Source organism: Ornithinimicrobium carbonis, assembly GCF_977012275.1.
Window position 1 is genome coordinate 329549 of record NZ_OZ348993.1, and the last position, 25238, is coordinate 354786.

Consider the following 25238-nt stretch of genomic DNA (forward strand, 5'->3'; position numbering starts at 1 on the left):
GATGCGCGGACTCAACCTGCACCAGCCAGGGCTGCGGAACGACCCCGACTGGTTCCGCAAGGCGGTGTTCTACGAGGTGCTCGTGCGCGCCTTCGACGACTCCACCGGCTCCGGTTCCGGCGACTTCACCGGCCTGATCAACCGGCTGGACTACCTGCAGTGGCTGGGCGTGGACTGCCTGTGGATCCCGCCGTTCTACGCCTCCCCGCTGCGCGACGGCGGCTACGACGTGGCCGACTACACCGCGGTCCTGCCGGAGTTCGGCACGCTGCCGGACTTCCGTGAGCTGATCTCCCAGGCGCACGCCCGGGGCATCCGGATCATCACCGACCTGGTCATGAACCACACCAGCGACCAGCACCCGTGGTTCCAGGCCTCGCGATCGGACCCGGAGGGCCCCTACGGGGACTTCTACGTCTGGTCCGACACGGACGAGAAGTACAGCGACGCGCGGATCATCTTCGTCGACACCGAGACCTCCAACTGGACCTTCGACGCGGTCCGGCGCCAGTTCTTCTGGCACCGCTTCTTCTCCCACCAGCCCGACCTCAACTTCGAGAACCCGGCGGTGCAGGAGGCGATGTTCGACGTCGTCCGGTTCTGGATGGACATGGGCATCGACGGGTTCCGGCTGGACGCCGTGCCCTACCTGTTCGAGGAGGAGGGCACCAACTGCGAGAACCTCCCCCGGACCCACGAGTTCCTCGCCGCGCTGCGCGCGATGGTCGACGCTGAGTACCCCGGCCGGGTCCTGCTGGCGGAGGCCAACCAGATGCCCGCCGAGGTGGTCGACTACTACGGCACCGAGGAGGCTCCCGAGTGCCACATGTGCTTCCACTTCCCGGTGATGCCGCGGCTGTACTACGCCCTGCGTGAGGAGAAGGCCGAACCCGTCGCCCGCGTGATGGAGGAGACCCCCGACATCCCCGCGGGCACCCAGTGGGGCACCTTCCTGCGCAACCACGACGAGCTGACGCTGGAGATGGTCACCGCCGAGGAGCGCTCGGCGATGTACGGCTGGTACGCCCCCGACCCGCGGATGCGGGCCAACATCGGCATCCGCCGGCGTCTGGCCCCGCTGCTCGACAACTCTCGCAGCGAGGTGGAGCTCATCAACGCCCTGCTGCTGTCCCTGCCCGGCTCACCGTGCCTGTACTACGGCGACGAGATCGGCATGGGCGACAACATCTGGCTCAACGACCGTGACGCCGTCCGCACCCCGATGCAGTGGACCCCGGACCGCAACGCGGGCTTCTCCACGGCCGACCCCGGCAAGCTCTACCTGCCGGTGATCAGCTCGCTCGTCTACCACTACAACAGCGTCAACGTCGAGGCCCAGATGGCCAGCAGCTCCTCGCTGCTGCACTGGACCCGGGGGATGCTGCAGGTGCGGGCCGCCCACGAGGTGTTCGGCGTCGGCCGGTTCGAGCTGTGCGAGGCCGACAACGACGCCGTCCTGTCCTTCGTGCGCGCCCTGCCCGCCGACGACGACGTCGAGCGGGACGGGCACCCGGCCGTCCTGTGCGTCAACAACCTCTCCTCCCGCCCGCAGGCCGCCCGGATCACCCTTCCCGACGAGCTGCACGGCGCCCTGGTCACCGACCTTTTCGGCGGCCACGGCTTCCCCGACGTCGAGGACGACGGGACGATCGTCCTCACCATGGGTTCGCGCGACTTCTTCTGGCTGGGTCTGCAGCCGGTCGAGCCCGCCGTCCCCGCTCCCCCTGCGCCGTCCACCCACTCCGAGGAGGGCTCCTGATGGCCACCCTGACCCCCGATTTCGACGACTTCCTGCCCGGCTGGATCGCCACCCAGCGCTGGTACCGCGGCACCGGGCGCACGCCCCAGCTGCGCCGCATCGGCGGCATCCGCTGGGAGGACCCCCTGGGTGAGGTCGGCCTCGAGGACCACCTGCTCGTGGACGAGTCCGGCACCGAGCCGGTCGTCTACCAGGTCCCGCTGTCCTACCGCGCCGAGCCGGTCGCCTTTCTGGCGCACGCCCTCGTGGCCACGGCCGAGCACGACGAGCTGGGCACCCGCTACGTCTACGACGCCGCCCACGACCCGGTCTTCGTGCAGACGCTGCTCCAGCACGTCTGGTCCGAGCACGACGTCCCCTCCGCCCGGGCCCGACGGCTCGTCGCCGGCGGGACGGCCCCGGCGCTGCGCGGCAGCCGCGTGCTGACCGGTGAGCAGTCCAACACCTCGGTGGTCGTCGAGGCCCACGAGAGCCGGGCGCCCGTGCTCGTCAAGCTCTTCCGCGTCCTGCAGTCCGGAGAGAACCCGGACGTGACGGTGTGCGCCGCGATCGCGCGCACGGGGAACCGCACCGTGCCCGGCCCCCTGGGCTACGTCGAGGGGCGCTGGAACGACGCCGACGACCAGGAGGTCAGCGGCCACCTGGCCGTGGCCCAGGAGTTCGTTGCCGGTGGCCGTGACGGCTGGGAGCTCGCGCTGGCCGCGGCCGGGACGGGCGAGGACCTCACCGGACCCGCCCGCGAGCTCGGGGAGGCGACCGCGCAGGTGCACACCTCCCTGGCCGCGGCGTTCGGCACGGAGGACGCCGAGACGCAGCGGACGACCCTCGTGGACCGGCTGCGCCAGCGCGCCGGCGCAGCCTTCGCCGAGGTCGACGAGCTCTCCGTCCACCGCAAGGACGTGGAGCGGACCTACGACGCGCTGGCCGACGTGCCGCTGCCGCCCCTGCAGCGCATCCACGGCGACCTCCACCTGGGTCAGGTGCTGCACGTGCCGGGCCGCGGCTGGGTGCTGCTCGACTTCGAGGGGGAGCCCCTGCGCCCGATGGCCGAGCGCACCGCCCCCGACCTGGCCCTGAGGGACGTGGCCGGCATGCTGCGCAGCATCGACTACGCCGCCGCCACCGTCGCCCAGGACGGGATCGACGCCACCGACTGGGCCCGCTCAGCGCGGGCCGCCTACCTCGAGGGGTATGCGGCGGCCGCGGGCGTGGAGCTCGACGACGAGCGGGTGCGCCCGCTGCTGGACGCCCTGGAGCTGGACAAGGCCCTCTACGAGGTCGTCTACGAGGCTCGCAACCGCCCCACCTGGGTGCCCATCCCCGTCGCCGCGGTGCAGCGTCTGGTCGCGGGCGGTCGCGGCGGCCGGCACGAGGCGCCCAGCCTCTCCGGCGGCAGCGGGGACGACCGACCGGGTCGTCACCGCGGCGAGGAGGGCCCGAGCGCCGCCGACTTCGGGGTGAGCGGCGCGGGGGCCGCCGTTGGTGCCGACTCCCTGACCAAGGACTCCGGCGAGGTGCGCTCCAGCGCCCTGCCCGAGGAGTATGCCGCCACCCCCGGCCCGGGCGACCTCGGCCCGGCGGCCCGGGGCGGGTCCGCAGACGACGACCAGCCCGTGGCCGAGGACGAGGACCTGTCCGCCGTCTACGCGGGGTCCGGCACCGGGGTGCCCGGTGGCGACGCCGACGAGCACGACGGTGCGGGCACCGAGCAGCACGACGGTGCGGGCACCGAGCAGCACGACGGTGCGGGCACCGAGCAGCACGACGGCGGGGACACCGACGAGCAGCCGGGCGGGACCGACGATCGGCCGGACGCGGACGAGGCCAGCACCCCCGCGACGGCGCACGTGCCGGCCAGCGGCGGGTTGCCGCACGCCCCCGTCCCGCCGCCGGAGGAGATGGTGGACGCCTTCCGCCCGACGCCGGCAGGGTCCCGGCCGGCGAGCGGCGGGCTGCCGCACGCCCCGGTGCCGCCGCCGGCCGGGATGCAGATCAGCGCCGACCGGCCCAGCCCGCCGCCTCCGGGCGGGGCCGAGCCGCACGCGTCCGTGGACGTCGCCAGGCCGGTGGCGGCGCGGGAGTACCCGCCCGCCAGCGGCACCGCACCGCGCTCCCCCGAGGGGGTCCTGCTGGACCCGGTCGAGCGGCAGCGTCAGGCGTGGGAGGAGGCGAGCAGCTCTCCGGCGGTCGTCACCGGGCGCGTCGTGCGCGACGGTGACGGCGACGGCGGCGAGGGCACCGGCGGGTCGGCCGGGTCCGAGCAGGCCTCCGGTCCCCGGACGGTGCGGCGCACCCCGCTGCCCGCGCCGCAGGAGCCGGCGGCACCGCATACCCGTCCCCTGGACCTGGACGAGGCCACCGACGTCGTGCACGGCCTGCACCGCAGCCCGCACCACGTCCTCGGTCCCCACTCGCACGAGGGCCACGTGACCGTGCGCACCCTGCGCCCCGGGGCGCAGTCCGTCTCGATGCTCCTGGCCGACGGCCGCGAGCTGCCGATGACGCACGAGACCGGAGGGATCTGGGCCGCGGTCGTCCAGCAGGAGCAGGTCCCCACCTACCGCCTGGCCGTGACCCGCGAGGGTGAGCGGCGGGTCGTGGACGAGTCCTACCGGCACGAACCGCTGCTCGGCGAGACCGACCTGCACCTGCTGGGCGAGGGCCGGCACGAGGAGCTGTGGCGGGTGCTGGGCTCGCACGTCCTCACCCGGCGCGACGAGATGGGGGAGGTCAGGGGCACCCACTTCGCCGTCTGGGCCCCCAACGCCCTGGCCGTCCACGTGATCGGCGACTTCAACGGCTGGGACGGCAGCACCCACGCCCTGCGCGTCCACGAGGACGTCGGCGTCTGGGAGATCTTCGTCCCGGGGGTGGGTGCTGGTGCCCACTACAAGTACGACATCACCGGGCCCGACGGGACCCGGCGGGCCAAGGCCGACCCGATGGCCCGCGCGACCGAGGTGCCACCGTTCAACAACTCGGTGGTCACCGTCTCCACGCACCGGTGGAACGACGACGCGTGGATGGAGCGGCGCCGCCGCGAGGACATCCACCACGGCCCGATGAGCGTCTACGAGGTGCACCTGGGCTCCTGGCGCGAGGGGCTGGACTACGAGCAGCTGGCCGACCAGCTCGTCAGCTACGTCAGCGAGATGGGCTTCACCCACGTCGAGCTCATGCCGGTGATGCAGCACCCCTACGGCCCCTCGTGGGGCTACCACGTCACCGGCTACTTCTCCGCGGACAGCCGCTTCGGCCACGAGGACGGCCTGCGCCACCTCATCGACCGCCTCCACCAGGTGGGGGTCGGTGTCATCCTCGACTGGGTGCCCGGCCACTTCGCCACGGACCCGTGGGCACTGGCCCGCTTCGACGGCACCCCGATCTACGAGCACCCGGACCCGCGCAAGGGCTGGCACCCGGAGTGGGGTTCCTACATCTTCGACTACGGCCGGCCGCAGGTGCGCAACTTCCTCGTCGCGAACGCCTGCTACTGGCTGGAGGAGTTCCACGCCGACGGGCTGCGGGTCGACGGCGTCGCCTCCATGCTCTACCTCGACTACTCGCGCGAGGGCGACCAGTGGATCCCGAACCGCTACGGCGGCCGGGAGAACCTGGAGGCCGTGGAGCTGCTGCAGGAGACCAACGCGACCGCCTACCGGCGCAACCCCGGCGTGGTGATGATCGCCGAGGAGTCGACCTCCTGGCCCGGCGTCACCGACTCGACCGAGGAGGGCGGGCTGGGCTTCGGCTTCAAGTGGAACATGGGGTGGATGCACGACACCCTCGACTACCTGGCGCAGACCCCCTACGCCCGGGCGCACCACCACCACGCGCTGACGTTCTCCCTGGTCTACGCGTTCAGCGAGAAGTACATCCTGCCGATCAGCCACGACGAGGTCGTGCACGGCAAGGGGTCGCTGCTGCGCAAGATGGCGGGCGACAGCTGGCAGAAGTTCGCCACCACCCGCGCCTTCCTGGCCTACCAGTGGAGCCACCCGGGCAAGCAGCTGCTCTTCATGGGCACCGAGTTCGCCCAGGACCGGGAGTGGGCCGACGGCGGCACGCTGTCGTGGGAGCTCACCGAGCAGCCCGCGCACGGCGGGGTCCAGCGGTTGGTCCGCGACCTGAACCACCTCTACGACGAGCTGCCGGCCCTGTGGCAGATCGACCACCACGAGGACGGTTTCGCCTGGCTGGACGCCAACGACGCCTCCCGAAACCTCTACTCCTACCTGCGGTGGGGCAACGAGGGCCCGGACGGGCTGCGACCGGTGGTGGCCGTGCTGGTCAACTTCAGCGGCGTGGCCCACCACCAGGTGCACGTCGGTCTGCCCTACGGCGGCCGGTGGCGCGAGGTGCTGAACACCGACGCCGAGGTCTACGGCGGGTCCGGCCAGGGCAACATGGGCACGGTCCAGGCCTACGACGTGGCGCACCAGCGGCAGCCGTGGTCGGCCCTGGTGACCGTCCCGCCGATGGGTGCCGTCTGGCTGGTGCCCGATCCCGAGGACGAGCCCGAGGGGCTGGACCGGGCCGCCGAGGACGAGGCGGACGTGTCGACCGGCACGGCCGGGGCGGCAGGAGCGGACGGAGCAGACGTGGCGGCAGGAGCGGACGAAGCGGCAGGAGCGGACGGGACGGACGACACGTCGTCGTCCGAGGCCGACGGCGGGGCCCACCGCGAGGTCGGCACCGAGGCCGTCAGGGGCACCGCTTCCGCGACCGACACGGACGTCGATGCGGACGCCGCGAGCGTCGGCGCTCCCGGCGCGGTGACCGACACCGGTGAGACGGTCGAGGGTGCGACCGGCCAGGTGGACAGGGGCGAAGGCATGGACGTGGGCGTGGACGCCGAGGACGTGGACGCCGAGGACGCCGAGGACGCTCCTGTCCTTCCGGCCCCCGGCTACCCCGGGGAGGTCACCACCGACCCGGACACCTCTTCCGCAGCCGTGACCACCGCACACCCCGACCCCCAGCAGAGCTGAGGAGCTCACGATGGCACGGCACGAGCGCGCCGGACAGCCGGCCCGGACCGAGGACCTGGTGGACGTCGCCCACCTGGTGACCAGCTACTACACCGGGGTCCCCGACCCGGAGGACGTGGACCAGCAGGTGGCGTTCGGCACCTCGGGTCACCGGGGCAGCGCGCTGGACACCGCCTTCAACGAGGGCCACATCCTGGCCACGACCCAGGCGATCTGCGAATACCGCCGGGAGCAGGGAACGACCGGGCCGCTGTTCCTGGGTCGGGACACGCACGCGCTGTCCGAGCCTGCCTGGGCCAGCGCCCTGGAGGTGCTCGTCGCCAACGACGTCACGGTGCTCGTGGACGCCGACGACCGCTACACGCCCACCCCCGCCGTGTCCCGCGCGATCCTCGCGCACAACCGCGAGCGGTCCGGGGGCGGAGGTGAGGCCGACGGCATCGTCGTCACCCCCTCGCACAACCCCCCGCGGGACGGAGGCTTCAAGTACAACCCGCCCCACGGCGGCCCCGCGGACACCGACGCGACCGGGTGGATAGCGGACCGGGCCAACGACCTGCTCCGCGCCGGGCTGGACGGTGTCCGGCGGGTGCCGTTCACCCGCGCCCGGGCGACCGCGGACACCTACGACTTCCTCGGGGAGTACGTCCGCGCGCTGCCGCGGGTGCTCGACCTGGACGCGGTCCGGGACGCCGGCGTGCGCATCGGCGCCGACCCGCTGGGCGGCGCCGCCGTGGACTACTGGGGCGCGATCGCCGAGGAGCACCGGCTCGACCTCACGGTGGTCAACCCGCTCGTCGACCCGACCTGGCGCTTCATGACCCTGGACTGGGACGGCAAGATCCGGATGGACTGCTCCTCCCCCGACGCGATGGCCTCGCTCATCGCCGCCCGGGACACCTACGACATCGCCACGGGCAACGACGCCGACGCCGACCGGCACGGGATCGTCACGCCGGACGGTGGCCTGATGAACCCCAACCACTACCTGGCGGTCGCGATCGACCACCTCTACGGCGGTGCGCGCCCCGACTGGCCCCAGGACGCCGCCATCGGCAAGACCCTGGTCTCCTCCTCGATGATCGACCGGGTCGCCGCCGCCCTCGGGCGTCGTCTCGTGGAGGTGCCGGTCGGCTTCAAGTGGTTCGTGCCCGGCCTGCTGGACGGGTCGGTCGCCTTCGGCGGCGAGGAGTCGGCCGGCGCGTCGTTCCTGTGCCGGGACGGCTCGACCTGGTCGACCGACAAGGACGGGATCATCCTGGCCCTGCTGGGGAGCGAGATCATCGCCCGCACGGGGCGGACCCCGTCCGAGCGGTATGCCGAGCTCGTCGGCTCGCTCGGGGGCGGGGCCGAGATCGCCTACGCCCGGATCGACGCCCCGGCGGACCGGGAGGCCAAGGCCCGGCTCAAGGCCCTCTCCCCCTCCGACGTGTCGGCAGACAGCCTCGGGGGCGAGCCGATCACCGCCGTGCTCACCGAGGCGCCGGGCAACGGGGCAGCCATCGGCGGGCTGAAGGTCACCACCGAGAACGCGTGGTTCGCCGCCCGCCCGTCGGGCACCGAGGACGTCTACAAGATCTACGCCGAGTCCTTCCGGGGCCCGGAGCACCTCGCGCAGGTGCAGCAGGAGGCCCAGCAGGTCGTGGACGCGGCCCTGCGCGGCTGAGCGGGAGCGGCGCCGCCGCGCCGCGGCCCGTGCCGGACCCGCCAGGTCCGTCGCGGCGGATCAGACTGAGCGGCAGCGGCGCCGCCGCGCCGCGGCCCGTGCCGGACCCGGCAGGCCCGTCGCGGCGGGATCAGAACAGGGCGCTCATCAGGGCGCTCCGCGCCTTGCCCACGCGGGGGTCGTGGGGCCCGACGACGTCGAAGAGACCCAGCAGGTGGGTCCGTGCCCGGTCGCGGTCCTCTCCGTTCGTGGCTCGCACCAGGTCCACGAGGCGGACGAACGCGTCCTCCACGTGACCGCCGACCACGTCCAGGTCGGCGGCGTCCAGCTGGGCCTGGACGTCGGTGGGGCGCTCGGCCGCCGCCCGCCGCACGGCGGTGAGGTCCATCCGGCTCGTGCGCTCCAGCAGGCGGACCTGGCCCAGCCCGAGCCGGGCCTGCTCGTCCGCCGGGTCCTCCTGCAGGGCCTGTTCGTACGCCTGCTCGGCCGCGGTCCAGTCGCCGCGCTCGATCGCCTCGTACGCGGCCTGGTGCAGGGGCGGCAGCTCGGGCTCGGCGTCCTCGGCCGGCTCGTCGGCCGGAGCCTCCCCGCCGTCGAGCTCCACCCGCCCGGTGACCGCGTTGGTCACGGCCGCCTGGAGGAACTGGTCGAGCAGCTGGTCGACCTGGGTCATCTCCTGCACGCCGAGGTAGAACGGCATCGGCTGCCCACCCACCAGGCCCAGGACCACGGGCAGGGCGGTCACCTGGCCGAACGTCTGCTGCAGCACCGGGGTCAGCGCCTGCATGACGCCGGGGGCCGCGGCCAGGTCGATGCCGACGACCTGGAAGCGGCCCTCCTTCTCGCGCGCCGCCTGGGCGAGCTCCTTGAGGTGCTGCAGGGACTCCGGCACCTGCGGGGTCCACAGCACGAGCACCAGCGGGGTGGTCAGGGAGGCGTTGACGACCGCCTCGAAGCTGGCGTCGTCCGCGTGGACCAGCGCGCCGCTGCGTCCCGGGACGCCCCCCTGGGCACCCGCACCGCCCCCCGGCGCCGCGGCCGGTCCTGCGGTCGGACCCGGGGCCGCGCCCGCGGACCCGGGCGCTCCCGGCGCGGGCCGGCCGTTGCCGCCCCCCAACCGGGACAGGTCGACGGCGCCCCTCAGGGCGGCGGCGGAGAAGGGCTGCTGGGACATGGGAGCTCCTCGGACGACGGGCGGTGCGGGTCGGTGCTGGCTTCCCAGGGTATGCGGTGCGCGCGGAGGTTCAGGACCCCCAGGCCTCCACCAGCTGCTCGCGGACGGCGATCATCTCCGGCGTGAACTCCACGCCCTCGGCCGGGACCCGCACACCCATGAACACCATGGTGCGCAGCACGGCCTCCTCGTTCACCTGCTCGAGGCCGGCCAGGGTGGTGAACGCCTCGGGCGGGGTCAGCACGACGTCGGGCTCGACGGTGAAGGTGGTGTCGCGCAGCAGCGTGCCGAGGACGAACGCGGAGCCGTCCTCGAACAGCAGCGTCTTGGTGTCGTCGGAGATCAGCCAGTTCTTCTCCTGCAGGGTGGCCCGACCCTCCACGGCGGCGGCCTGCTCCTCGGCGGCGTCCCGGACCGCAGGGCTGTAACCGTGCGTGCGGTACTCCGGGATCTCCTCCGGCTGGGGCCAGCTGGTGTAGGCGGCGATCTCCTTGAGGGTGTCCCGCGGGGCCATGAGCAGGTCGCCCCTACCCTCGCGCAGCACCGGAGTGCCGTCCGACCGCGGGTCGAAGGTGGGCACGGACGTGCCGGGCAGCATCGGCGCCTCCCAGATGATGCGGAAGTCCTCCTGCTCCCCGGTCCGGCTCTCCATCAGGTGCAGCAGCGGGACGCCGTCCTCAGGGACGGTCTGGACGAACAGGAACTGGGGCAGCTCACCGTCCTCACGGCTGATGGCCAGCACGTTCGGCTCCGCCGGTGCCTCCATCTCGGCCTCCGCGGGCTCGCCCGTGACGGCCTCCAGCGCGTCCGCCGCCTCGAAGGCGTCACGTGCCGACCCCATCACGGACTTGCGGTGGTCGTCGACCACGTCGTCGCCGTCCCCCTGGAGAGCAGCGTGCCGACGCTCCAGGATGGTCGTCGCGACCTCCTCGGCGTCTTCCACACTCATCACCGCGGTCGCCTCGTCGGTGCTCATGGCCACCGTCGAGTCGTCGTCGTCGGCACCGGCGGTGGCCGCGTCCGAGGTCGTGGACGCGTCGTCGCCGCCCGAGGTCGCGGCGGCGTCGTCAGCGGTCGTCGCTGCTGCGGTGCCTGCGTCCCCGTCCGGCCCCGCGGTGGTCACCGGGCCGTCCGTGGCCGTGGCACCGCCCACGCCGTCGGCGGAGGAGGCGTCGGAGGCGTCGTCGCCACCCGTGCAGGCGGAGAGCGCAAGCGCCGAGGTCAGGGCGACCGTGGCGGTCAGACGGGGAAGTTTCATAACGAAACGGTAAACACGGCGTGCCCCCCGTGCCAAATCAGCCTTCTCCCAGGTCCTGCACGCGCACGCCCCGCCGGTCGGTCGGACCGCTCAGCAGACGCTCCAGGAGCTGGTAGCCGCCGTAGAGCACGAGCAGGACGGCGGTCACGTGCAGGAGCAGGGCGAGGGCCACCCCGGCGATGACCCCGGCCTGCCAGTAGCGCCCCCACGACAGGGCCAGCACCGTGGGCACCACGACCGCGAAGAGGGCGCCCAGGGCCAGCTCCTGGGGCCAGGGCCGCTTCCCCATCCAGGGCAGGACGTCGAGGACGTCGAAGAAGTCGAAGGTCGCCAGCACCCCCATGACCGCCACCAGGCCCAGCACCGTCACCAGTCGCGTGCGGTGCCAGGGGTCCCGGCCCACCCACAGCGTGCCCAGCGTCGCGGCGGCCCACATCAACCAGGCCCGCACCCGGCCGGTGCCCAGCCCGATCATCGCCGTCCGGAAGATGCGGTCGGCCTCGTGCCGGTCCACGGCCGGTCCCTCGTGGGCCCCGGCGCGCACCAGGGCGTCGTGCAGGACCGCGGCGGGCAGGAACTCCCCGCTCACCGGCACCAGCCAGGTGAACAGGTGCGGCACCGAGGCCAGGTCGGTGGTGAAGGTGTCGAGGTCCGCCGGGACCACGAAGGGTGCGGGGTGGTCCGGGGAGCGGTAGCCGAACCGGCGCAGCAGGCTGAAGTCGCGCCCGTCGACGCTGCGCAGCTCCAGCCGCAGCACGCCTCCCGTCGCCACGTCGTAGAACCGTGCCCCGGCCACCCCGGTCACCCGTCCGCGAACCGGTCCGTGGTCCGCACCAGGACGTCCAGGGTCCCCGGCTCGGAGAAGGCGTGCCCGGCGTCGGGCACCACGACGAACTCGGCGTCCGGGAGCCGGGCCGCCAGGTCGAAGGCCGTCCGTGCCGGGGTGCACATGTCCAGCCGGCCCTGGACGATCACCGTGGGCACCCGGGGCAGCCGGTCGGCCTCCGCGAGGAGCTGTCCCTCACGCATGAACCCGCCGGAGGTGAAGTAGTGGTTCTCGATCCGGGCGAACGCGAGCGCCTGGGCGGCCGCGGTCGCGTCGTCGTAGGCCTCCTCGTCGGGCAGGACCGTGATGATGCGCGACTCCCACCCGCTCCAGGCCACGGCGGCGGGGAGGTGGACCTGGGGGTCGGGGTCGAAGAGGAGCTCGTGGTAGGCCTCCATCATCGCGTGCCGACGGTCCGGCGCCACGGGGGCGACGTAGGCGGCCCAGTGGTCGGGGTAGACGTGCTCGAGGTGGCCCCGTTCGTACATCCAGGCCAGCTCCGCCCGTCGCAGGGTGAAGATGCCGCGCAGCACCAGCCCGGTCACCCGCTCCGGGTGCCGCTCGGCGTAGGCCAGGGACAGCGTGGAGCCCCACGACCCGCCGAACACCTGCCACCGGTCGATCCCCAGGTGCTCACGCACCCGCTCCAGGTCGGCCACGAGGTGCCAGGTGGTGTTGGTCGACCAGACCTGCGGGTCCACGGTCGTCGAGGCGTGCGGCCGGGACCTGCCGGCCATGCGTTGATCGACGAGCACGATCCGGTAGCGCTCCGGGTCGAACACCCGCCGCTGCCGCGGCGAGGTTCCGCTGCCGGGCCCGCCGTGCACGAAGACCACGGGGCGGCCGTCGGGATCGCCGGACTGCTCCACGTAGATCTCGTGGCCGTCCCCCACGTCCAGGTGCTCCACAGCATACGGCTCGATCGGCGGGTAGAAGGTGCGTCGCTCGTCCACGGTCCCTGCCTACCACGCGACGCCGACGGCCCGCACGACTAGTCTCTCTGCGCATGTCGACCACCGCGTACTCCCGGACCGACCGCTCGTGGAGCTCCCGGTTCGCCGCCCTGGGCCCCGGGCTGCTGGCCGCCTCGGCCGCGATCGGCGCCTCCCACCTGGTCTCCTCCACCCAGGCAGGGGCCCTCTTCGGCTGGCAGCTGGGGATCGTCATCGTGCTCGCGCTCGTGCTGAAGTACCCCTTCTTCCGCTTCGGCCCCGAGTACACCGCCGAGACCGGGCTCAGCCTCGTCGAGGGCTACGCCCGCAAGGGCCGCGGCTACCTGCTCGTCTTCTTCGCGCTGGCGACCGTCTCCTCGGTCATCTCCACGGCCGGGGTGACCCTGCTCGGCACGGTCATCCTGGCCTGGTTGCTGCCGGCCTCCTGGGGAGTGGGCGTCCCCGTGCTGGCCGCCGTGCTGATGCTCCTCACCTGGCTCCTGCTCGTGGGCGGGCACTACAAGGCACTCGACGGGGTGACGAAGGTCATCGTCGTCACCCTGGCGGTGGGGACCGTGGTCGCGGTGGTGATGGCCGCCGGGCGGTCCCCGGTGCGGGAGGCCGGGTTCGTCGACCCCTCCCCGTGGACCCTGGCCACCCTGCCCCTCCTGGTCGCCCTGGTCGGCTGGATGCCCGCGCCGGTCGAGATCAGCGCGCTCAACTCGCTGTGGGTCAAGGCCAAGGCCCAGGACCGACGGCTCTCCCGCGACGGCATCCTGTTCGACTTCACGACCGGCTACGTCGTCTCGGGCGTCCTGGCGCTGTTCTTCCTCGCCCTGGGCGTCTTCGTCCAGTACGGCAGCGGCCGGGAGCTGGAGGTCGCCGGGGGCGCCTACATCCCGCAGCTGCTGAACATGTACGGCGAGGCCATCGGCCGGTGGGCGGTGCCGCTCATGGCCGTCGTGGCCTTCTTCACGATGTTCGGCACGATCATCAGCGTCGTCGACGGCTACGCCCGCGCGTGCGCGGAGTCCCAGCGGCTCCTGCGCGGCCAGGCGGAGATGAGCCGGCGGACCAAGGACGTGTGGATCACCGGCATCGCGGTGGTCGGGCTGGTCATCGTGGTCTTCATGAGCGCCCAGCTGGCGGGGATGCTGCGGTTCGCGATGATCAGCGCCTTTCTCACCGCGCCGGTGTTCGCCTGGCTGAACTTCTCCCTGGTCCGCCACGAGCACCAGCTCTCGCCCACCCTGCGGGCGCTCACGTGGGCGGGCCTGGTGTTCCTGGCCGGGTTCGCCGTGCTCTTCCTGCTGAGCCTGACCGGCGTGCTCGGCTGAGCCCGCTCCCCGCGGTCGACCGCGCGCCGTCCCGTCGTGGGGTCACCCGGGGCGCAGCATCCGCACCTCGCGGACCCCGGCGTGCCCGTCCGGCGACACGGTTCCGTCGAGGGCGAATCCGTGCCGCTCGTAGAACCGCACCGCCCGCTCGTTGCCCTCGGCCACCCACAGGTAGGCCGGCCCCGCTCCCAGGACCTCGGCCAGCAGCCGCGCCCCCAGGCCTCTGCCCTGGTGCTCGGGCGCCACGTTCAGGGCCCAGAGCTGCTCGGGCGTGGGCGCGTCCTCGTCCCGGGCCGGTCCGCACATGAGCCACCCCGCCGGCCCGCCCTCGAGGACCGCCACCCGGATGCGCCGACCGTCGGCCGGCACGGTGTCGCGCGCGTAGGCCTGCGCCACCGAGTACCACAGCGGCCGGAAGGTCTCGACCGACAGCCCGTCGACGACCTCGTCGTCCATCAGGCCGCGGTAGGTGTGCCGCCACACCCGCGCGTGGAGCTCGGCGAACGGCTCCACGTCCTCCATGAGCGGGATCCGGAGGAGGTATGCCGCAGCACCGGGATCCGGCGCAGCGCTCACCGGGGGTCCTCCCCCAGCCGGTCCCGGACCCGCTCCACCTTGGTGCGCAGCTGGTCCTCGTGCCCCGGCCGCAGGTCGGCCTTGAGGACGAGCGAGACGCGGGGGCCGTGGGCCGCGGCGGCGTCGCACGCCGCCCGGACGACCGGAAGCACCTCGTCCCACTCCCCCTCGATCGTGGTGAACATCGAGGTGAGCTCGTAGGGGAGCCCGGAGTCGCGGACCACCCGCACGGCGTCGGCGACGGCCTCGCTGACCGAGCCGGAGCCGTCGGCGGCCACGGACGGAGCGACGGAGAACGCGAAGAGAGCCATGCCCGCCAGCCTAGCGAGCGCCCTCGCCGGCCCCGGAGAGCTCCGAGGTGAGCAGGGCGATCAGCTCGCGGGTGGAGGCTCCGCTGCGCCGGCGGTTCCGGGCGACAGGGTGCTGACGGTCGTGGCCGACAGGCACAGGACCTCCCCCGCTGTCGAGATCCTGCGGGTCCGGTCCACCCCAGGCGCCGCCGGGTCAGGACAGCGCGTCGACCACCCGGTCCGCGGCGGAGTACGGGTCGAGCCGGCCGGCGAGGACCTCACCGACCGCCTCGGCGAGGAGGCCGTCGCCGTGCTCGTCACCCAGGCGCTCGCGCAACCGTCCCAGGGCCAGCGTCTCGACCTCGCGGGCGGCCCGTCCCCGTCGGCGCCGGTCCAGCTCGCCGTGCTCGGCCAGCCACCCCCAGTGCTTGTCCAGGGCCTCCAGAAGCTCCTCGACGCCCTCTCCCCGGTCGGCCACCGTCCGCAGGACCGGGGGGCGCCACCGGTGCGGCTCCGTCCGGTCGCCCAGGGAGATCATGTGGCGCAGCTCGCGGACGGTGGCGTCGGCTCCCTCGCGGTCGGCCTTGTTGACGACGAAGACGTCGCCGATCTCCAGGATGCCTGCCTTGGCGGCCTGGACGCCGTCCCCCATCCCCGGGGCGAGCAGCACGAGCGTGGTGTCGGCCAGACCGGCGACCTCCACCTCGCTCTGTCCCACCCCCACGGTCTCCACGAGCACCACGTCGTGGCCGGCGGCGTCCAGCACCCGCAGCGCCTGCGGCGTGGCCCGGGCCAGACCGCCGAGGTGGCCGCGCGAGGCCATCGACCGGATGTAGACCCCCTCATCGAGCGCGTGGTCCACCAGCCGGATGCGGTCCCCGAGGAGGGCGCCGCCGGAGAACGGGCTGGAGGGGTCGACCGCCAGGACGGCCACCCGCAGACCTCGTCCGCGGAGGGCCCGGACGAGCATGGCGGTGGAGGTCGACTTGCCCACCCCCGGGCTGCCGGTCAGCCCGATCGTGCGGACGCCGGTGGCGTGCGGGGCCAGCGCGGCCATGACCTCGCGCAGGGCGGGGTCGTCGTTCTCGACGAGGGTGAGCAACCGGCCGAGGGCACGGGGGCTGCCCGCCCTGGCCTGCTCGACCAGCGTGGGGACGTCGACCTCGCGGCGGGTGCGCATGGGGCCAGCCTCGCAGAAGGTATGCGGTGCGCCCCGGCCCGGGTGCACCGCATACCCCGGGCGTCGTCAGCCCTGCGGAGCCGGCACCCGGACGATCAGGGCGTCGCCCTGTCCTCCGCCGCCGCAGAGCGCCGCCGCACCCACGCCGCCTCCGCGCCGCCGCAGCTCGAGCGCGAGGTGGAGCAGGATGCGTGCTCCGGACATGCCGATGGGGTGGCCCAGGGCGATCGCCCCGCCGTTGACGTTGACCCGTTCCGGGTCCAGGCCCAGCTCCTTGGTGGCGGCGAGCCCGACGGCGGCGAAGGCCTCGTTGATCTCGACCAGGTCGAGGTCGGTGGGCTCGACGCCCTCCTTCTTGCACGCCAGGGCGATCGCGCGCGACGGCTGGCTCTGCAGGGTGGAGTCGGGGCCGGCGACCATGCCGTGCGCACCGATCTCCGCGATCCAGGACAGGCCCAGCTCCTCGGCCTTCTCCCTGCTCATCACCACCACCGCGGCGGCGCCGTCGGAGATCTGCGAGGCCGAACCGGCCGTGATCGTGCCGTCCTTGCTGAAGGCCGGCCGCAGCCGGCCGAGGGACTCGACCGTCGTGTCGGCCCGGATGCCCTCGTCGGCCTTGAACGGCACCGGGTCGCCCTTGCGCTGAGGCACGTCGACGGCCACGACCTCCTCGTCGAAGAGGCCCTTCTCCCAGGCGGCGGCCGCCAGCTGGTGGCTGCGGGCGGCGAAGGCGTCCTGCTCCTCGCGGGTGAACTCGCGGTCCGCGGTGTTGGCGTCCTCGGTCAGGTTGCCCATCGCCTGGTCGGTGAAGGCGTCCCAGAGCCCGTCGAAGGCCATGTGGTCCCGCACGGTGACGTCGCCGTACTTGTAGCCGCTGCGCGACTTCTCCAGCAGGTGGGGAGCGTTGGACATCGACTCCTGGCCGCCGGCCACGACCACGTCGACCTCTCCGGCCCGGATCAGCTGGTCGGCCAGCGCGATCGCGTCGATCCCCGAGAGGCAGACCTTGTTGATGGTCAGGGCGGGCACGTCCATGGGGATGCCGGCCCGCACCGCCGCCTGGCGGGCCGGGATCTGGCCGGCGCCGGCGGTGAGCACCTGGCCCATGATCACGTAGTCCACCTGGTCCCCGGTGATGCCCGCCTTCTCCAGCGCCCCGGCGATCGCGACCCCGCCGAGGTCGGCGCCGCTGAAGCCCGAGAGCGAGCCGAGGAGACGGCCCATCGGGGTGCGCGCCCCGGCGACCAGGACGGACGTGGGAGTGGTGCTCGTGCTCATGGACATGACCTCCAGCATCGGTGGTGGGAGCGGTTCTGCGGCCCACTGTAGTGCGCCGGGGAGGGCCGTCCGACGGCCGGTCGGAGGGCCCCGAGGACCGCCCGACCCGTGCCGCTCAGCCCCCGTGGGCCAGCATCCCGGCCACGACGGTGGCCGAGACCCGGGTGTCCCGCAGCCGTCGGGCCTGCTCGCCCGAGGACGCCCCCGCCGGTCCGAGGGGGTCCTCCTCCAGAAGCACCAGGTCGCCGGGGGACCCGGTGCGCACGCGGCGACCGTCGACGGAGGCGGCCAGGGCCTCGGTCGGGGTCAGGGCCTGCTCGGGGTGCCAGGGCGGCTCGTCGACCGGGCCGCGGTGCACGGCGGCCGCCGCGGCGAGCCACGGGTCGAGGGGGGAGACCGGCGCGTCCGAGCCGAGGACCACCGGGATCCCGTGGTCCAGGAAGCTGCGCAGCGTGAACGTGCGGTCGGTGCGGTCGGGCCAGCACTGCTCGGCGACCACCCGGTCGTCGAGCAGGTGGGCCGGCTGCACGCTCGCCCGCACCGGCAGCCGGCGCCAGAGGTCCAGGTCCTCGGTCGCGACGAGCTGGGCGTGCTCGATCCCCCCGGTCGCCCCCGTCCGCTCGAACGCCCGCAGGGCCTGGTGCACCGCGGCGTCGCCGATGGCGTGCAGGGCCACGTCGAGTCCGGCCCGCGTCGCCGTGGCGAGCAGCTCGACGAGCTCCTCCCCCGAGAGGTTGGCGGCTCCGCAGGGGTCGACCAGCCGGTCGGCGTCGGCGTAGGGCTGGCAGCACCACGCGGTCCTGGTGTTGAGCGACCCGTCGCTGATGATCTTCAGCGGCCCCATGGTCACCAGTCCGTCCGTGGCCCGCACCGACCCACCGGTGCGCACCCCCGCCGCCAGGACCTCGTCCAGCCCCTCGGGGTAGACGCCCACCCGGGCCCGGACCGGCGGCAGGTGCTCGGCGACCCGGTCGCGCCAGTGCGCCCACGGCCGGCCGAACTCCAGGTCGGTGATCCCCACCACGCCCCGCGCGAGGGCGTCCGCCAGGGCGAGCGCCACCCCCGCCTCGGCCTCCTCGTGCGCCCCCGGCAGCGCGCTGAGCCGTTCGTAGACGGCGAACCACTCCCCCTCGGCCACGACCCCGGCGCGACGGGGGGCGCCGAGCAGGTCGAGCGCCGGGGTGTTCAGCCATCCGTGGTGGCCGTCCCCGCTGATGAGGACGACCGGCACCTGCGTGGTGACGCCGTCCAGGTCGGCCACGGTGGGGTCCTGGGCCCACGTCGCCGGGCGGTGCCCCCACCCGGTGATCACGCCGCTGCTCGGCAGGCCGCCCTCCGCGAGCCGTCGGCGCACCCGCTCCAGCGCCTCGGCGACGCCGCCGGTGCCCTGCAGGTCCAGCCTGCTGCGCACCAGCCCCCACTGCCGGACGTGCACGTGGTGGTCCCACAGCCCGGGCAGGACCCAGCGGTCCCCGCCGTCGAGCTCGGCCACCCCCGGTGGTCGGGCCAGGCCGGGGCCGACGGCGGTCACGAGCCCGTCCTCGACGAGGACGTCGACCGGCAGGTCCGTGCGGACGGACGGGTCGGGCACCGCCCCGTCCAGCGGCACGACGCGGACACCGCGCACCAGGAGAGAGTCCATAGGGAGGGAGTATGCCGCCCGCGCCGTCCTCCGTCGGTGCCCGGGCCTAGTCTGGATCCCATGAGCGCAACCCCCGGTCCGCAGGACCCCACGGCGCGCAGCGCGCTCGGGCCCCTCCTCCTGGCGATCGACCACGTCGGCATCGCGGTGCCCGACCTGGACGCCGCCATCGCCTTCCACCAGGACGTGCTGGGCAACCGGGTCGTCCACGAGGAGACCAACGCCGAGCAGGGCGTGCGCGAGGCGATGGTCGCGGTCGGTCGGGCCGACACCGGTGGTGGTGCTCCGGCCGCGATGCTGCAGCTGCTGGCCCCCACCGGGCCGGAGTCGACCATCGCCAGGTTCCTGGACCGCTCGGGGCCGGGGCTGCAGCAGCTGGCCTACCGGGTCTCCGACCTCGACGCCGCGTGCGCGGTGCTGCGCGGGCGGGGCCTGCGGCTGCTCTACGACGAGCCGCGGCGGGGGACGGCGGGGTCGCGGATCAACTTCATCCACCCCAGGGACGCCGGTGGGGTGCTCGTCGAGCTCGTGGAGCCTGCCGGGTGAGCCGCACGCGTACGCGGATCCGCCGGGGACGCAGGGTGCTGCGCAGGCTGCGGCCCCACCACGTCCCCAGGGCGGGGCGGGTGGCCGTCCGCCGCTGGCAGGACTACCGGGAACGCCAGCTGGCCCTGCTGGCCGAGAGCAACCGCCTGCAGCAGGAGCTGCGCGACCAGGTGGTCGCGCCGCTGGCGGCGGTGCGGGGCGCGGACCTGCCCGCCCGGGGAGGCGCGGTGCCCCCCGAGGAGGGCGGGACCCCCGAGGCAGATTCCAGGGCGGGACGAAGCTGGGCGGTCGCCTCACCGTTCTACGTCGGTTTCACCTTCGCGCTGGGGGCGCTGCTGGCCTGGCTGCTCGTGCAGAACCTGACCCGGCTGACCTCGGTCTTCACCTTCCTGCTCGTCGCGCTCTTCGTCACGCTGGCGCTCGACCCGGTCGTGCAGTGGCTCACCCGGCGGGGGTTCGGCCGGGGGCCCGCGGTCCTCGTCGTCTTCCTGGGGCTGGTCGCGCTCGTCACCGTCGTCGGGCTCCTGGTCGTCCCGCCGATCGTCGCGCAGGCCGGTGCCCTGGTCGAGAAGTTCCCGTCCTACCTGCAGAACCTGGGCAGCCAGCCGTGGCTGGCCGATCTGGACTCCCGCTACGACCTCTCCGGGCGCCTCACCGAGGAGGCCGACCGCCTGGCCACGGACGGGCGCACCATCTCCACCGTCTTCGGCGGTGTCCTGGGCGCTGCCGGCTGGGTCGCCGGAAGCCTGGTGGGGATCCTCACCTCCGTCATCCTCACCCTCTACCTGCTGGCGACCCTCCCGACGGTCAAGGACGCGGCCTTCCTGCTCGTCCCCAGCAGCCGGAGGACCCGGGTCGTCGGCCTGGCCGAGGAGATCATGCGCCGGGTCGGCGGCTACGCGCTCGGGCAGAGCGCGGTCGCCACGATCAACGCCGCGTGCTCCTGGATCATGATGCAGATCATGGGCATCCCCTACCCGGCCGTGCTCGCGGTGCTCGTCGGGCTCCTGGGACTGATCCCGATGATCGGCGCCACCCTGGGCGCGATCATCGTCGGACTGGTCGCGCTGACCGTCTCCCCCACCGTCGTGCTGGTCGTCATCGTCTACTACGTGGTCTACCAGCAGGTCGAGAACTACGTCATCGTCCCCAACATCATGCGCCGCACCGTCTCCGTCCCCGGCGCGGTCACGGTGGTCGCGGTCCTCGTCGGCGGCACCCTGCTGGGCGTCCTGGGCGCGCTCATCGCCATCCCTGTGGCCGCGGGCCTGCTGCTGCTCTACCACGAGGTGCTCGTCCCCCGGCAGCAGCGGGCGTAGGGCCAGGGGCTCCACCGTCGGTCGCGTCGTCGGACGTGACGTCAGACGCGGCGGCGGCCCAGGCTCCGGGTCCGTGCCAGCGGCTCCGGGCTCCAGGCCCAGTGCTAGGCGAAGGACCCGCCCGGACGCCGGCGGTCGCGCGCCGACCAGCAGACGGTGTGCCAGTGGCGCCGGTTCTCCACCTGCTGCATCCCGTCCACCGGCCAGACCACGGTGTGAGCCACGTCCGCACCCACCTCGTGCTGGCAGCCCGGGCACCGGTAGGCCCGGCCGCCGGCGTTGGGCGCGACCTGGCGGACGGCCCAGACCTGTCCGGCCCAGGGCACCTCGAGCACCGAGGGACCGCGCGGGAAGGGCGCCGGCCCGTTGGGGCCACGCCCGTCCCGCACCGGCCGGCCCCGGCGGCGCGGGCGGTTGGACCGGGGCGACACGGCCGTGTCAGCCGGTGAAAGGACGGTCCAGCAGGACGTGCTCCAGCAGCAGCGGGGACGGCTGCACGGACTCCGGCGGCAGGCCCGCACCGCCGGCCGCGAGCTCCTCGCAGACGGCCAGCACCTCGTCGGCGCCGATCTGGTCGATCATCGCGAACGGACCCACCGGGTACCCCAGGCCGTGCTGGAGGGCGGTGTCGATGTCCTCGACACCGGCGTACCCCTCGTCGAGCATCCGGACCGCGTCGTTGAGGTGCGGCACGAGCAGGGCGTCGACGACCATCCCCGGGCGGTCCCGGCAGACCACCGGCTCGGCCCCGATCCGACCGACCACCTCGCGCAGCAGGTCCACGGTCGTCCGGTCGGTCGCGGAGGAGCGGCCGATCTCCACGACCTGGCCGTTGCCGGTCGGGGCGTGCACCTGCAGCACGGCCGCCCGCTCGGGCCGGCCGGAGAGGGCGCCCACGGCCACCGCGGCCTCGGGGTTGACGGTGGTCAGCACCGTGTCGGGTCCGACGACCTCGGCGAGCGCCTGCCACAGCTCCTCACCGCCCGCCTCGAGCCAGGCGTCGCCGTCCGGCAGCTCCTCGTCCGTGGGAGACGGGGCGGGGGCCGAGGCCTCCACCACGAGTCCGACGTCGGCCAGCCGGGCCAGCTCGACACGGTCACCCGGGTCCTGCACGCGGGTGACGGCATACCCTCCGTCCTGGAGGCGGGAGGCCAGCTCGTCGGCCAGCTCCCCCGCGCCGACGACCCCGACGGCCGTCAGGCCGGAGGCCGGAGGCGGGGACGGCGTCCGCTCGTCCTCGACGACCTGGCCACGGCCGGGAGCGGCGTAGGTGTAGAACCCGCGGCCGCTCTTGCGGCCCAGCAGACCGGCGGTGACCATCCGCTCGAGCATCGGGCTGGGAGCGTGCATCGGGCTGCGGCTGTGGGCGTAGATCACGTCGCCGATGTGGTGGCACACGTCCAGGCCGACGAGGTCCATGAGCGTGCACGGGCCCATCGGCAGACCCGCTCCCACGCGCATCGCGGTGTCCAGGTCCTCCCGGCTCACGTGCCCCTGCTCGAGCATGCGCAGGGCCGAGACGAAGTAGCCGAAGAGCAGGTAGTTGGCCACGAAGCCGGCGCGGTCGCCGACGACGACCGGCTTCTTGCCGATCCGCTCCGAGAGGTCCACCACCGCGCGCGTGACCTCCTCGTCCGTCCGCAGGGTGGTGATGACCTCCACCAGCTTCAGGACGGGGGCCGGGTTGAAGAAGTGCAGGCCCACGACCCGCCCGGGGTGCCGGGTGCCCGCGGCGATCGAGGTGATCGAGAGGCTGGAGGTGTTGGAGGCCAGCACCGCGTCCTCGGCGACGATGTCGTCGAGCTGGCCGAAGACCCGGTGCTTGAGGTCGAGGACCTCCGGCACGGCCTCGACCACGAGGTCGGCGTCGGCGAGCCTGGCCATCTCGGTGGTGATCGTGACCCGGTCCAGGATCCGGGCCTGGCCGTCCTGGTCCAGCCTGCCCTTCTGCACCGCGCGGTCGGTCGAGGACCGCAGGATCGCCCGCCCCCGGTCGGCGTACTCCTGCGTCGTCTCGACCCCGACGACCGTCAACCCTCCCCGGGCGAAGACCTCGACGATGCCGGCACCCATGGTGCCCAGTCCGATGACCCCGACGGTGGTGATCTCACGCATGCGCCGATCCTCTCAGACGGTGGGGGCGCCCACGGGTCGGGGTGGGAGCGCGGCCGCGGGTTAGGGTGGCCGGCGTGCGTGTCGTGATCGCCCGGTGCTCCGTCGACTACCACGGCGCCCTCGAGGCCCACCTGCCGCTGGCGACCCGCCTGCTCATGGTCAAGGCCGACGGGTCGGTCCTGGTCCACTCCGACGGTGGGTCCTACAAGCCCCTGAACTGGATGGCTCCGCCCTGCTCGATGGCCCAGGTCGAGCCGGACGAGCTCGAGCGCGAGGAGGGCGTGCAGCAGGTCTGGCTCGTCTCGCACGCCAAGCGCGAGGACACCCTGCGGGTGCGGCTGCACGAGATCCACGCGGACAGCTCTCACGAGCTCGGCATCGACCCCGGGCTGGTCAAGGACGGCGTCGAGGCCCAGCTCCAGGCGCTCCTGGCGGAGCACATCGTCACCCTCGGGGAGGGCTGGACCCTGCTGCGCCGCGAGTACCCCACCGCGATCGGGCCGGTGGACATCCTGTGCCGGGACGCCGACGGCGCCACCGTGGCGGTGGAGATCAAGCGGCGCGGCGACATCGACGGGGTGGAGCAGCTGACCCGCTACCTCGAGCTGCTCAACCGCGACCCCCACCTGGCACCCGTCCAGGGCGTCTTCGCAGCCCAGCAGATCCGGCCCCAGGCCAGGGTGCTGGCCACGGACCGCGGCATCCGCTGCGTCACGCTCGACTACGAGGCCCTGCGCGGTCGGGACGACGCCGCCGCCCGGCTGTTCTAGCGCCCGTGCCCGGCTGCGGCAGAATCGGGGCATGAGCCCCCGCGCCGCGATCGCCGCCCCCAACGCCCACGCCACCCGTGCGGCGCAGCACGCGCTGGACGAGGGCGGGACCGCGGTGGACGCCGCCATCGCCGGGATGCTGGCCGCCACGGTCACCGAGCCGGGCGTGATCTCGCCCCTCGGCGGGTGCTACGTCACGGTGTGGCCCGCCGGGGGCGAGCCGGTCGTCGTCGACGGCAACGTCGAGATGCCCGGGCGCGACCAGCCCCCGGAGCGGCTGGGCTCGGGCCTCATCGAGGCGGCGTCCGCCTACGGCGGGGGGATGGTGACCTACGTGGGGCCCGGCTCGGTGGCCACGCCCGGGATGTTCGCGGCGATGGGGTGGGCGCACGACCGGTTCGGGCGCGCCCCCTGGAGCGAGCTCGTCCAGCCGGCCGCCGACGTCGCCCGGTCCGGCTACCCGCTCGGGCGGATCGCCCAGTCCTACCTCGTCCTCGTCACGGAGACCATCCTGGCCTGGGACCCCGCCACCCGGGCCCTGCTGACCGTCGACGGCGCACCTCCGCCCGTGGGCCACCCGGTGATCGACCCGGTCCTGGCCGCCACCCTGGAGCAGATCGGGGCCGAGGGCCCCGACACCGTCTACCGGGGGGAGCTGGCCAGGACCATCGCCCAGGACGTGCAGGACCGGGGCGGGCTGCTGGGCCTGGCGGACCTCGCCGCCTACCGGGCGGTGCCCCGCCCGGCGCTGCGCAGCCGCCTCGGCGACTGGGACCTCGCCTGCAACCCGCCACCTTCGATCGGCGGTCCGGTCCTCACGGCCCTGCTCCGTCTGCTCGGAGCCACCGGCGGCGACATCGGACCGGCCGGGGCGGCCGCGGTCATGACCGAGGTGCTCGACATCCGCCTCGACCGCATCGACACCGCCGCCGACCTCGCGGCCGCAGGGGCCGAGCTGCTGGAGACGCTCCACGAGATCGGGTCCGCCGGACTGCCCACGTCGCCGTCCACGGCGCACGTGTCCGTGGTCGACGCCAGGGGCACCGCCTGCGCCCTCACGGCCTCGGCCGGCTACGGCTCCGGCATGACGATCACCGGGACCGGCCTGGTGGCCAACAACGCTCTGGGTGAGCTGGAGCTGAACCGGCTCGGGCTGCACGCCCTTCCCCCGGGGACCCGGCTGGCCTCGAACATGGCCCCGACCGTGGCCCGGCGCGACGACGGCTCGGTGCTGGCGATCGGCACCCCGGGTGCGGACCGGATCACCACCGCCCTGGCGCAGGTGCTCCTGCACCTGGCCCGGCACGGCGAGGACCTGCAGACGGCGGTGGACCGTCCACGGATGCACCCCCGTCGGCTGGACGACGGATCGACCCGCGTCGAGCACGAGCAGGACGCCACGATCGCAGCCAGCCTCGACGACGCCGGGCTGGCCCGCAACGAGCACCCGCTCCACGTCATGTACTTCGGCGGCGTCGGCGCCGCCCTGCGCACCGGGGACGGCGAGCTGCAGGCCGCGGCCGACCCCCGGCGGGAGGCGGCCACGCTCATCACCTGAGGGGTGCGCCCACCTCGGACC

At 73.8% G+C, this 25238-nt stretch carries 20 protein-coding genes; 8 read left to right on the plus strand and 12 right to left on the minus strand.

From position 1 onward, the window contains the following. Position 1: 1 nt before the first annotated feature. From treS to pgm, 3 genes are read left to right on the plus strand one after another with little or no spacing between them, the layout of a single operon-like run. Entirely contained in the window at positions 2-1759 is a 1758-nt protein-coding gene (treS, locus tag ACWHYA_RS01450) for a maltose alpha-D-glucosyltransferase (RefSeq protein ID WP_425939564.1), read from the plus strand. Beyond that, positions 1759-6750: a 1,4-alpha-glucan branching protein GlgB gene (gene glgB / locus ACWHYA_RS01455; RefSeq protein ID WP_425939562.1), complete on the plus strand. Its 4992-nt coding sequence runs from the start codon at positions 1759-1761 to the stop codon at positions 6748-6750. The genes treS and glgB overlap by 1 nt, the downstream gene beginning before the upstream one ends. 10 nt (positions 6751-6760) lie before the next feature. Further along, positions 6761-8416 (plus strand): phosphoglucomutase (alpha-D-glucose-1,6-bisphosphate-dependent), encoded by a 1656-nt coding sequence (gene pgm, locus ACWHYA_RS01460; RefSeq protein WP_425939560.1) that lies wholly within the window; start codon positions 6761-6763, stop codon positions 8414-8416. Positions 8417-8546: 130 nt separating this feature from the next. Here pgm and ACWHYA_RS01465 read toward each other — a convergent pair whose 3' ends face one another. From ACWHYA_RS01465 to pip, 4 genes are all read right to left on the minus strand, one after another. Beyond that, positions 8547-9590: a co-chaperone YbbN gene (locus ACWHYA_RS01465; RefSeq protein ID WP_425939558.1), complete on the minus strand. Its 1044-nt coding sequence runs from the start codon at positions 9588-9590 to the stop codon at positions 8547-8549. 70 nt (positions 9591-9660) lie between these two features. Next, positions 9661-10848, minus strand: coding sequence for a hypothetical protein (locus ACWHYA_RS01470; protein ID WP_425939556.1), 1188 nt, complete (start codon positions 10846-10848; stop codon positions 9661-9663). A gap of 37 nt (positions 10849-10885) precedes the next feature. Then, a complete protein-coding gene (locus tag ACWHYA_RS01475; RefSeq protein ID WP_425939554.1) occupies positions 10886-11644 on the minus strand; it encodes a DUF1353 domain-containing protein in 759 nt (252 codons plus the stop codon). A gap of 5 nt (positions 11645-11649) precedes the next feature. Next, positions 11650-12627, minus strand: coding sequence for a prolyl aminopeptidase (gene pip, locus ACWHYA_RS01480; protein ID WP_425939552.1), 978 nt, complete (start codon positions 12625-12627; stop codon positions 11650-11652). A 53-nt stretch (positions 12628-12680) separates the two neighbouring features. On the opposite strand from pip, the gene ACWHYA_RS01485 reads away from it, so the two are divergent. Further along, complete coding sequence (locus ACWHYA_RS01485) at positions 12681-13943, plus strand: NRAMP family divalent metal transporter (protein WP_425939550.1); 1263 nt, start codon at positions 12681-12683, stop codon at positions 13941-13943. 42 nt (positions 13944-13985) lie between these two features. Here the strand turns inward: ACWHYA_RS01485 and ACWHYA_RS01490 are convergent, their stop codons facing one another. The 6 genes from ACWHYA_RS01490 to ACWHYA_RS01515 form a co-directional block, all read right to left on the minus strand. Further along, a complete protein-coding gene (locus tag ACWHYA_RS01490) occupies positions 13986-14519 on the minus strand; it encodes a GNAT family N-acetyltransferase (RefSeq protein ID WP_425939548.1) in 534 nt (177 codons plus the stop codon). Beyond that, positions 14516-14830, minus strand: a complete 315-nt coding sequence (locus ACWHYA_RS01495) for a thiamine-binding protein (protein ID WP_425939546.1) — start codon at positions 14828-14830, stop codon at positions 14516-14518. The genes ACWHYA_RS01490 and ACWHYA_RS01495 overlap by 4 nt, the downstream gene beginning before the upstream one ends. A gap of 10 nt (positions 14831-14840) precedes the next feature. Next, positions 14841-14966: a hypothetical protein gene (locus ACWHYA_RS01500; protein WP_431473552.1), complete on the minus strand. Its 126-nt coding sequence runs from the start codon at positions 14964-14966 to the stop codon at positions 14841-14843. 57 nt (positions 14967-15023) lie between these two features. Next, entirely contained in the window at positions 15024-15989 is a 966-nt protein-coding gene (meaB, locus tag ACWHYA_RS01505) for a methylmalonyl Co-A mutase-associated GTPase MeaB (RefSeq protein ID WP_425939544.1), read from the minus strand. Positions 15990-16055: 66 nt separating this feature from the next. Further along, positions 16056-17267 carry an acetyl-CoA C-acetyltransferase gene (locus ACWHYA_RS01510; RefSeq protein WP_425939543.1) on the minus strand — a complete coding sequence of 404 codons (1212 nt, stop codon included), beginning with the start codon at positions 17265-17267 and terminating at the stop codon, positions 16056-16058. Positions 17268-17382: 115 nt separating this feature from the next. After that, a complete protein-coding gene (locus ACWHYA_RS01515) occupies positions 17383-18909 on the minus strand; it encodes an amidohydrolase (protein ID WP_425939541.1) in 1527 nt (508 codons plus the stop codon). A gap of 60 nt (positions 18910-18969) precedes the next feature. Between ACWHYA_RS01515 and mce the strand changes: the two genes are divergently transcribed. Further along, positions 18970-19455 carry a methylmalonyl-CoA epimerase gene (gene mce / locus ACWHYA_RS01520; RefSeq protein ID WP_425939539.1) on the plus strand — a complete coding sequence of 162 codons (486 nt, stop codon included), beginning with the start codon at positions 18970-18972 and terminating at the stop codon, positions 19453-19455. Continuing rightward, on the plus strand, positions 19452-20774 hold the full coding sequence (locus tag ACWHYA_RS01525; RefSeq protein ID WP_425939537.1) for an AI-2E family transporter: 1323 nt from the start codon (positions 19452-19454) through the stop codon (positions 20772-20774). Before mce ends, ACWHYA_RS01525 begins: the two co-directional genes overlap by 4 nt. A gap of 104 nt (positions 20775-20878) precedes the next feature. On the opposite strand, the gene ACWHYA_RS01530 is transcribed toward ACWHYA_RS01525, so the two are convergent. Beyond that, positions 20879-21109 (minus strand): hypothetical protein, encoded by a 231-nt coding sequence (locus ACWHYA_RS01530; RefSeq protein WP_425939535.1) that lies wholly within the window; start codon positions 21107-21109, stop codon positions 20879-20881. 103 nt (positions 21110-21212) lie between these two features. Continuing rightward, complete coding sequence (locus ACWHYA_RS01535) at positions 21213-22889, minus strand: 3-hydroxyacyl-CoA dehydrogenase family protein (RefSeq protein ID WP_425939533.1); 1677 nt, start codon at positions 22887-22889, stop codon at positions 21213-21215. A gap of 74 nt (positions 22890-22963) precedes the next feature. Between ACWHYA_RS01535 and nucS the strand changes: the two genes are divergently transcribed. Both nucS and ACWHYA_RS01545 read left to right on the plus strand, forming a co-directional pair. Next, the gene (gene nucS, locus ACWHYA_RS01540; RefSeq protein ID WP_425939531.1) at positions 22964-23659 is read left to right on the plus strand and encodes an endonuclease NucS; all 696 of its coding nucleotides are present in this window, start codon (positions 22964-22966) and stop codon (positions 23657-23659) included. Between the two features lie 31 nt (positions 23660-23690). Beyond that, positions 23691-25217: a gamma-glutamyltransferase gene (locus tag ACWHYA_RS01545; protein ID WP_425939530.1), complete on the plus strand. Its 1527-nt coding sequence runs from the start codon at positions 23691-23693 to the stop codon at positions 25215-25217. The last annotated feature ends 21 nt before the right edge of the window (positions 25218-25238 follow it).

Bases quoted from the DNA above. Each gene is read 5' to 3' on its own strand.
- treS (WP_425939564.1), top strand. From the start codon at position 2: ATGCGCGGACTCAACCTGCACCAGCCAGGGCTGCGGAACGACCCCGAC.
- glgB (WP_425939562.1), top strand. From the start codon at position 1,759: ATGGCCACCCTGACCCCCGATTTCGACGACTTCCTGCCCGGCTGGATC.
- pgm (WP_425939560.1), top strand. From the start codon at position 6,761: ATGGCACGGCACGAGCGCGCCGGACAGCCGGCCCGGACCGAGGACCTG.
- ACWHYA_RS01465 (WP_425939558.1), bottom strand. From the start codon at position 9,590: ATGTCCCAGCAGCCCTTCTCCGCCGCCGCCCTGAGGGGCGCCGTCGAC.
- ACWHYA_RS01470 (WP_425939556.1), bottom strand. From the start codon at position 10,848: ATGAAACTTCCCCGTCTGACCGCCACGGTCGCCCTGACCTCGGCGCTT.
- ACWHYA_RS01485 (WP_425939550.1), top strand. From the start codon at position 12,681: ATGTCGACCACCGCGTACTCCCGGACCGACCGCTCGTGGAGCTCCCGG.
- ACWHYA_RS01495 (WP_425939546.1), bottom strand. From the start codon at position 14,830: ATGGCTCTCTTCGCGTTCTCCGTCGCTCCGTCCGTGGCCGCCGACGGC.
- meaB (WP_425939544.1), bottom strand. From the start codon at position 15,989: ATGCGCACCCGCCGCGAGGTCGACGTCCCCACGCTGGTCGAGCAGGCC.
- ACWHYA_RS01510 (WP_425939543.1), bottom strand. From the start codon at position 17,267: ATGAGCACGAGCACCACTCCCACGTCCGTCCTGGTCGCCGGGGCGCGC.
- ACWHYA_RS01515 (WP_425939541.1), bottom strand. From the start codon at position 18,909: ATGGACTCTCTCCTGGTGCGCGGTGTCCGCGTCGTGCCGCTGGACGGG.
- mce (WP_425939539.1), top strand. From the start codon at position 18,970: ATGAGCGCAACCCCCGGTCCGCAGGACCCCACGGCGCGCAGCGCGCTC.
- ACWHYA_RS01535 (WP_425939533.1), bottom strand. From the start codon at position 22,889: ATGCGTGAGATCACCACCGTCGGGGTCATCGGACTGGGCACCATGGGT.
- ACWHYA_RS01545 (WP_425939530.1), top strand. From the start codon at position 23,691: ATGAGCCCCCGCGCCGCGATCGCCGCCCCCAACGCCCACGCCACCCGT.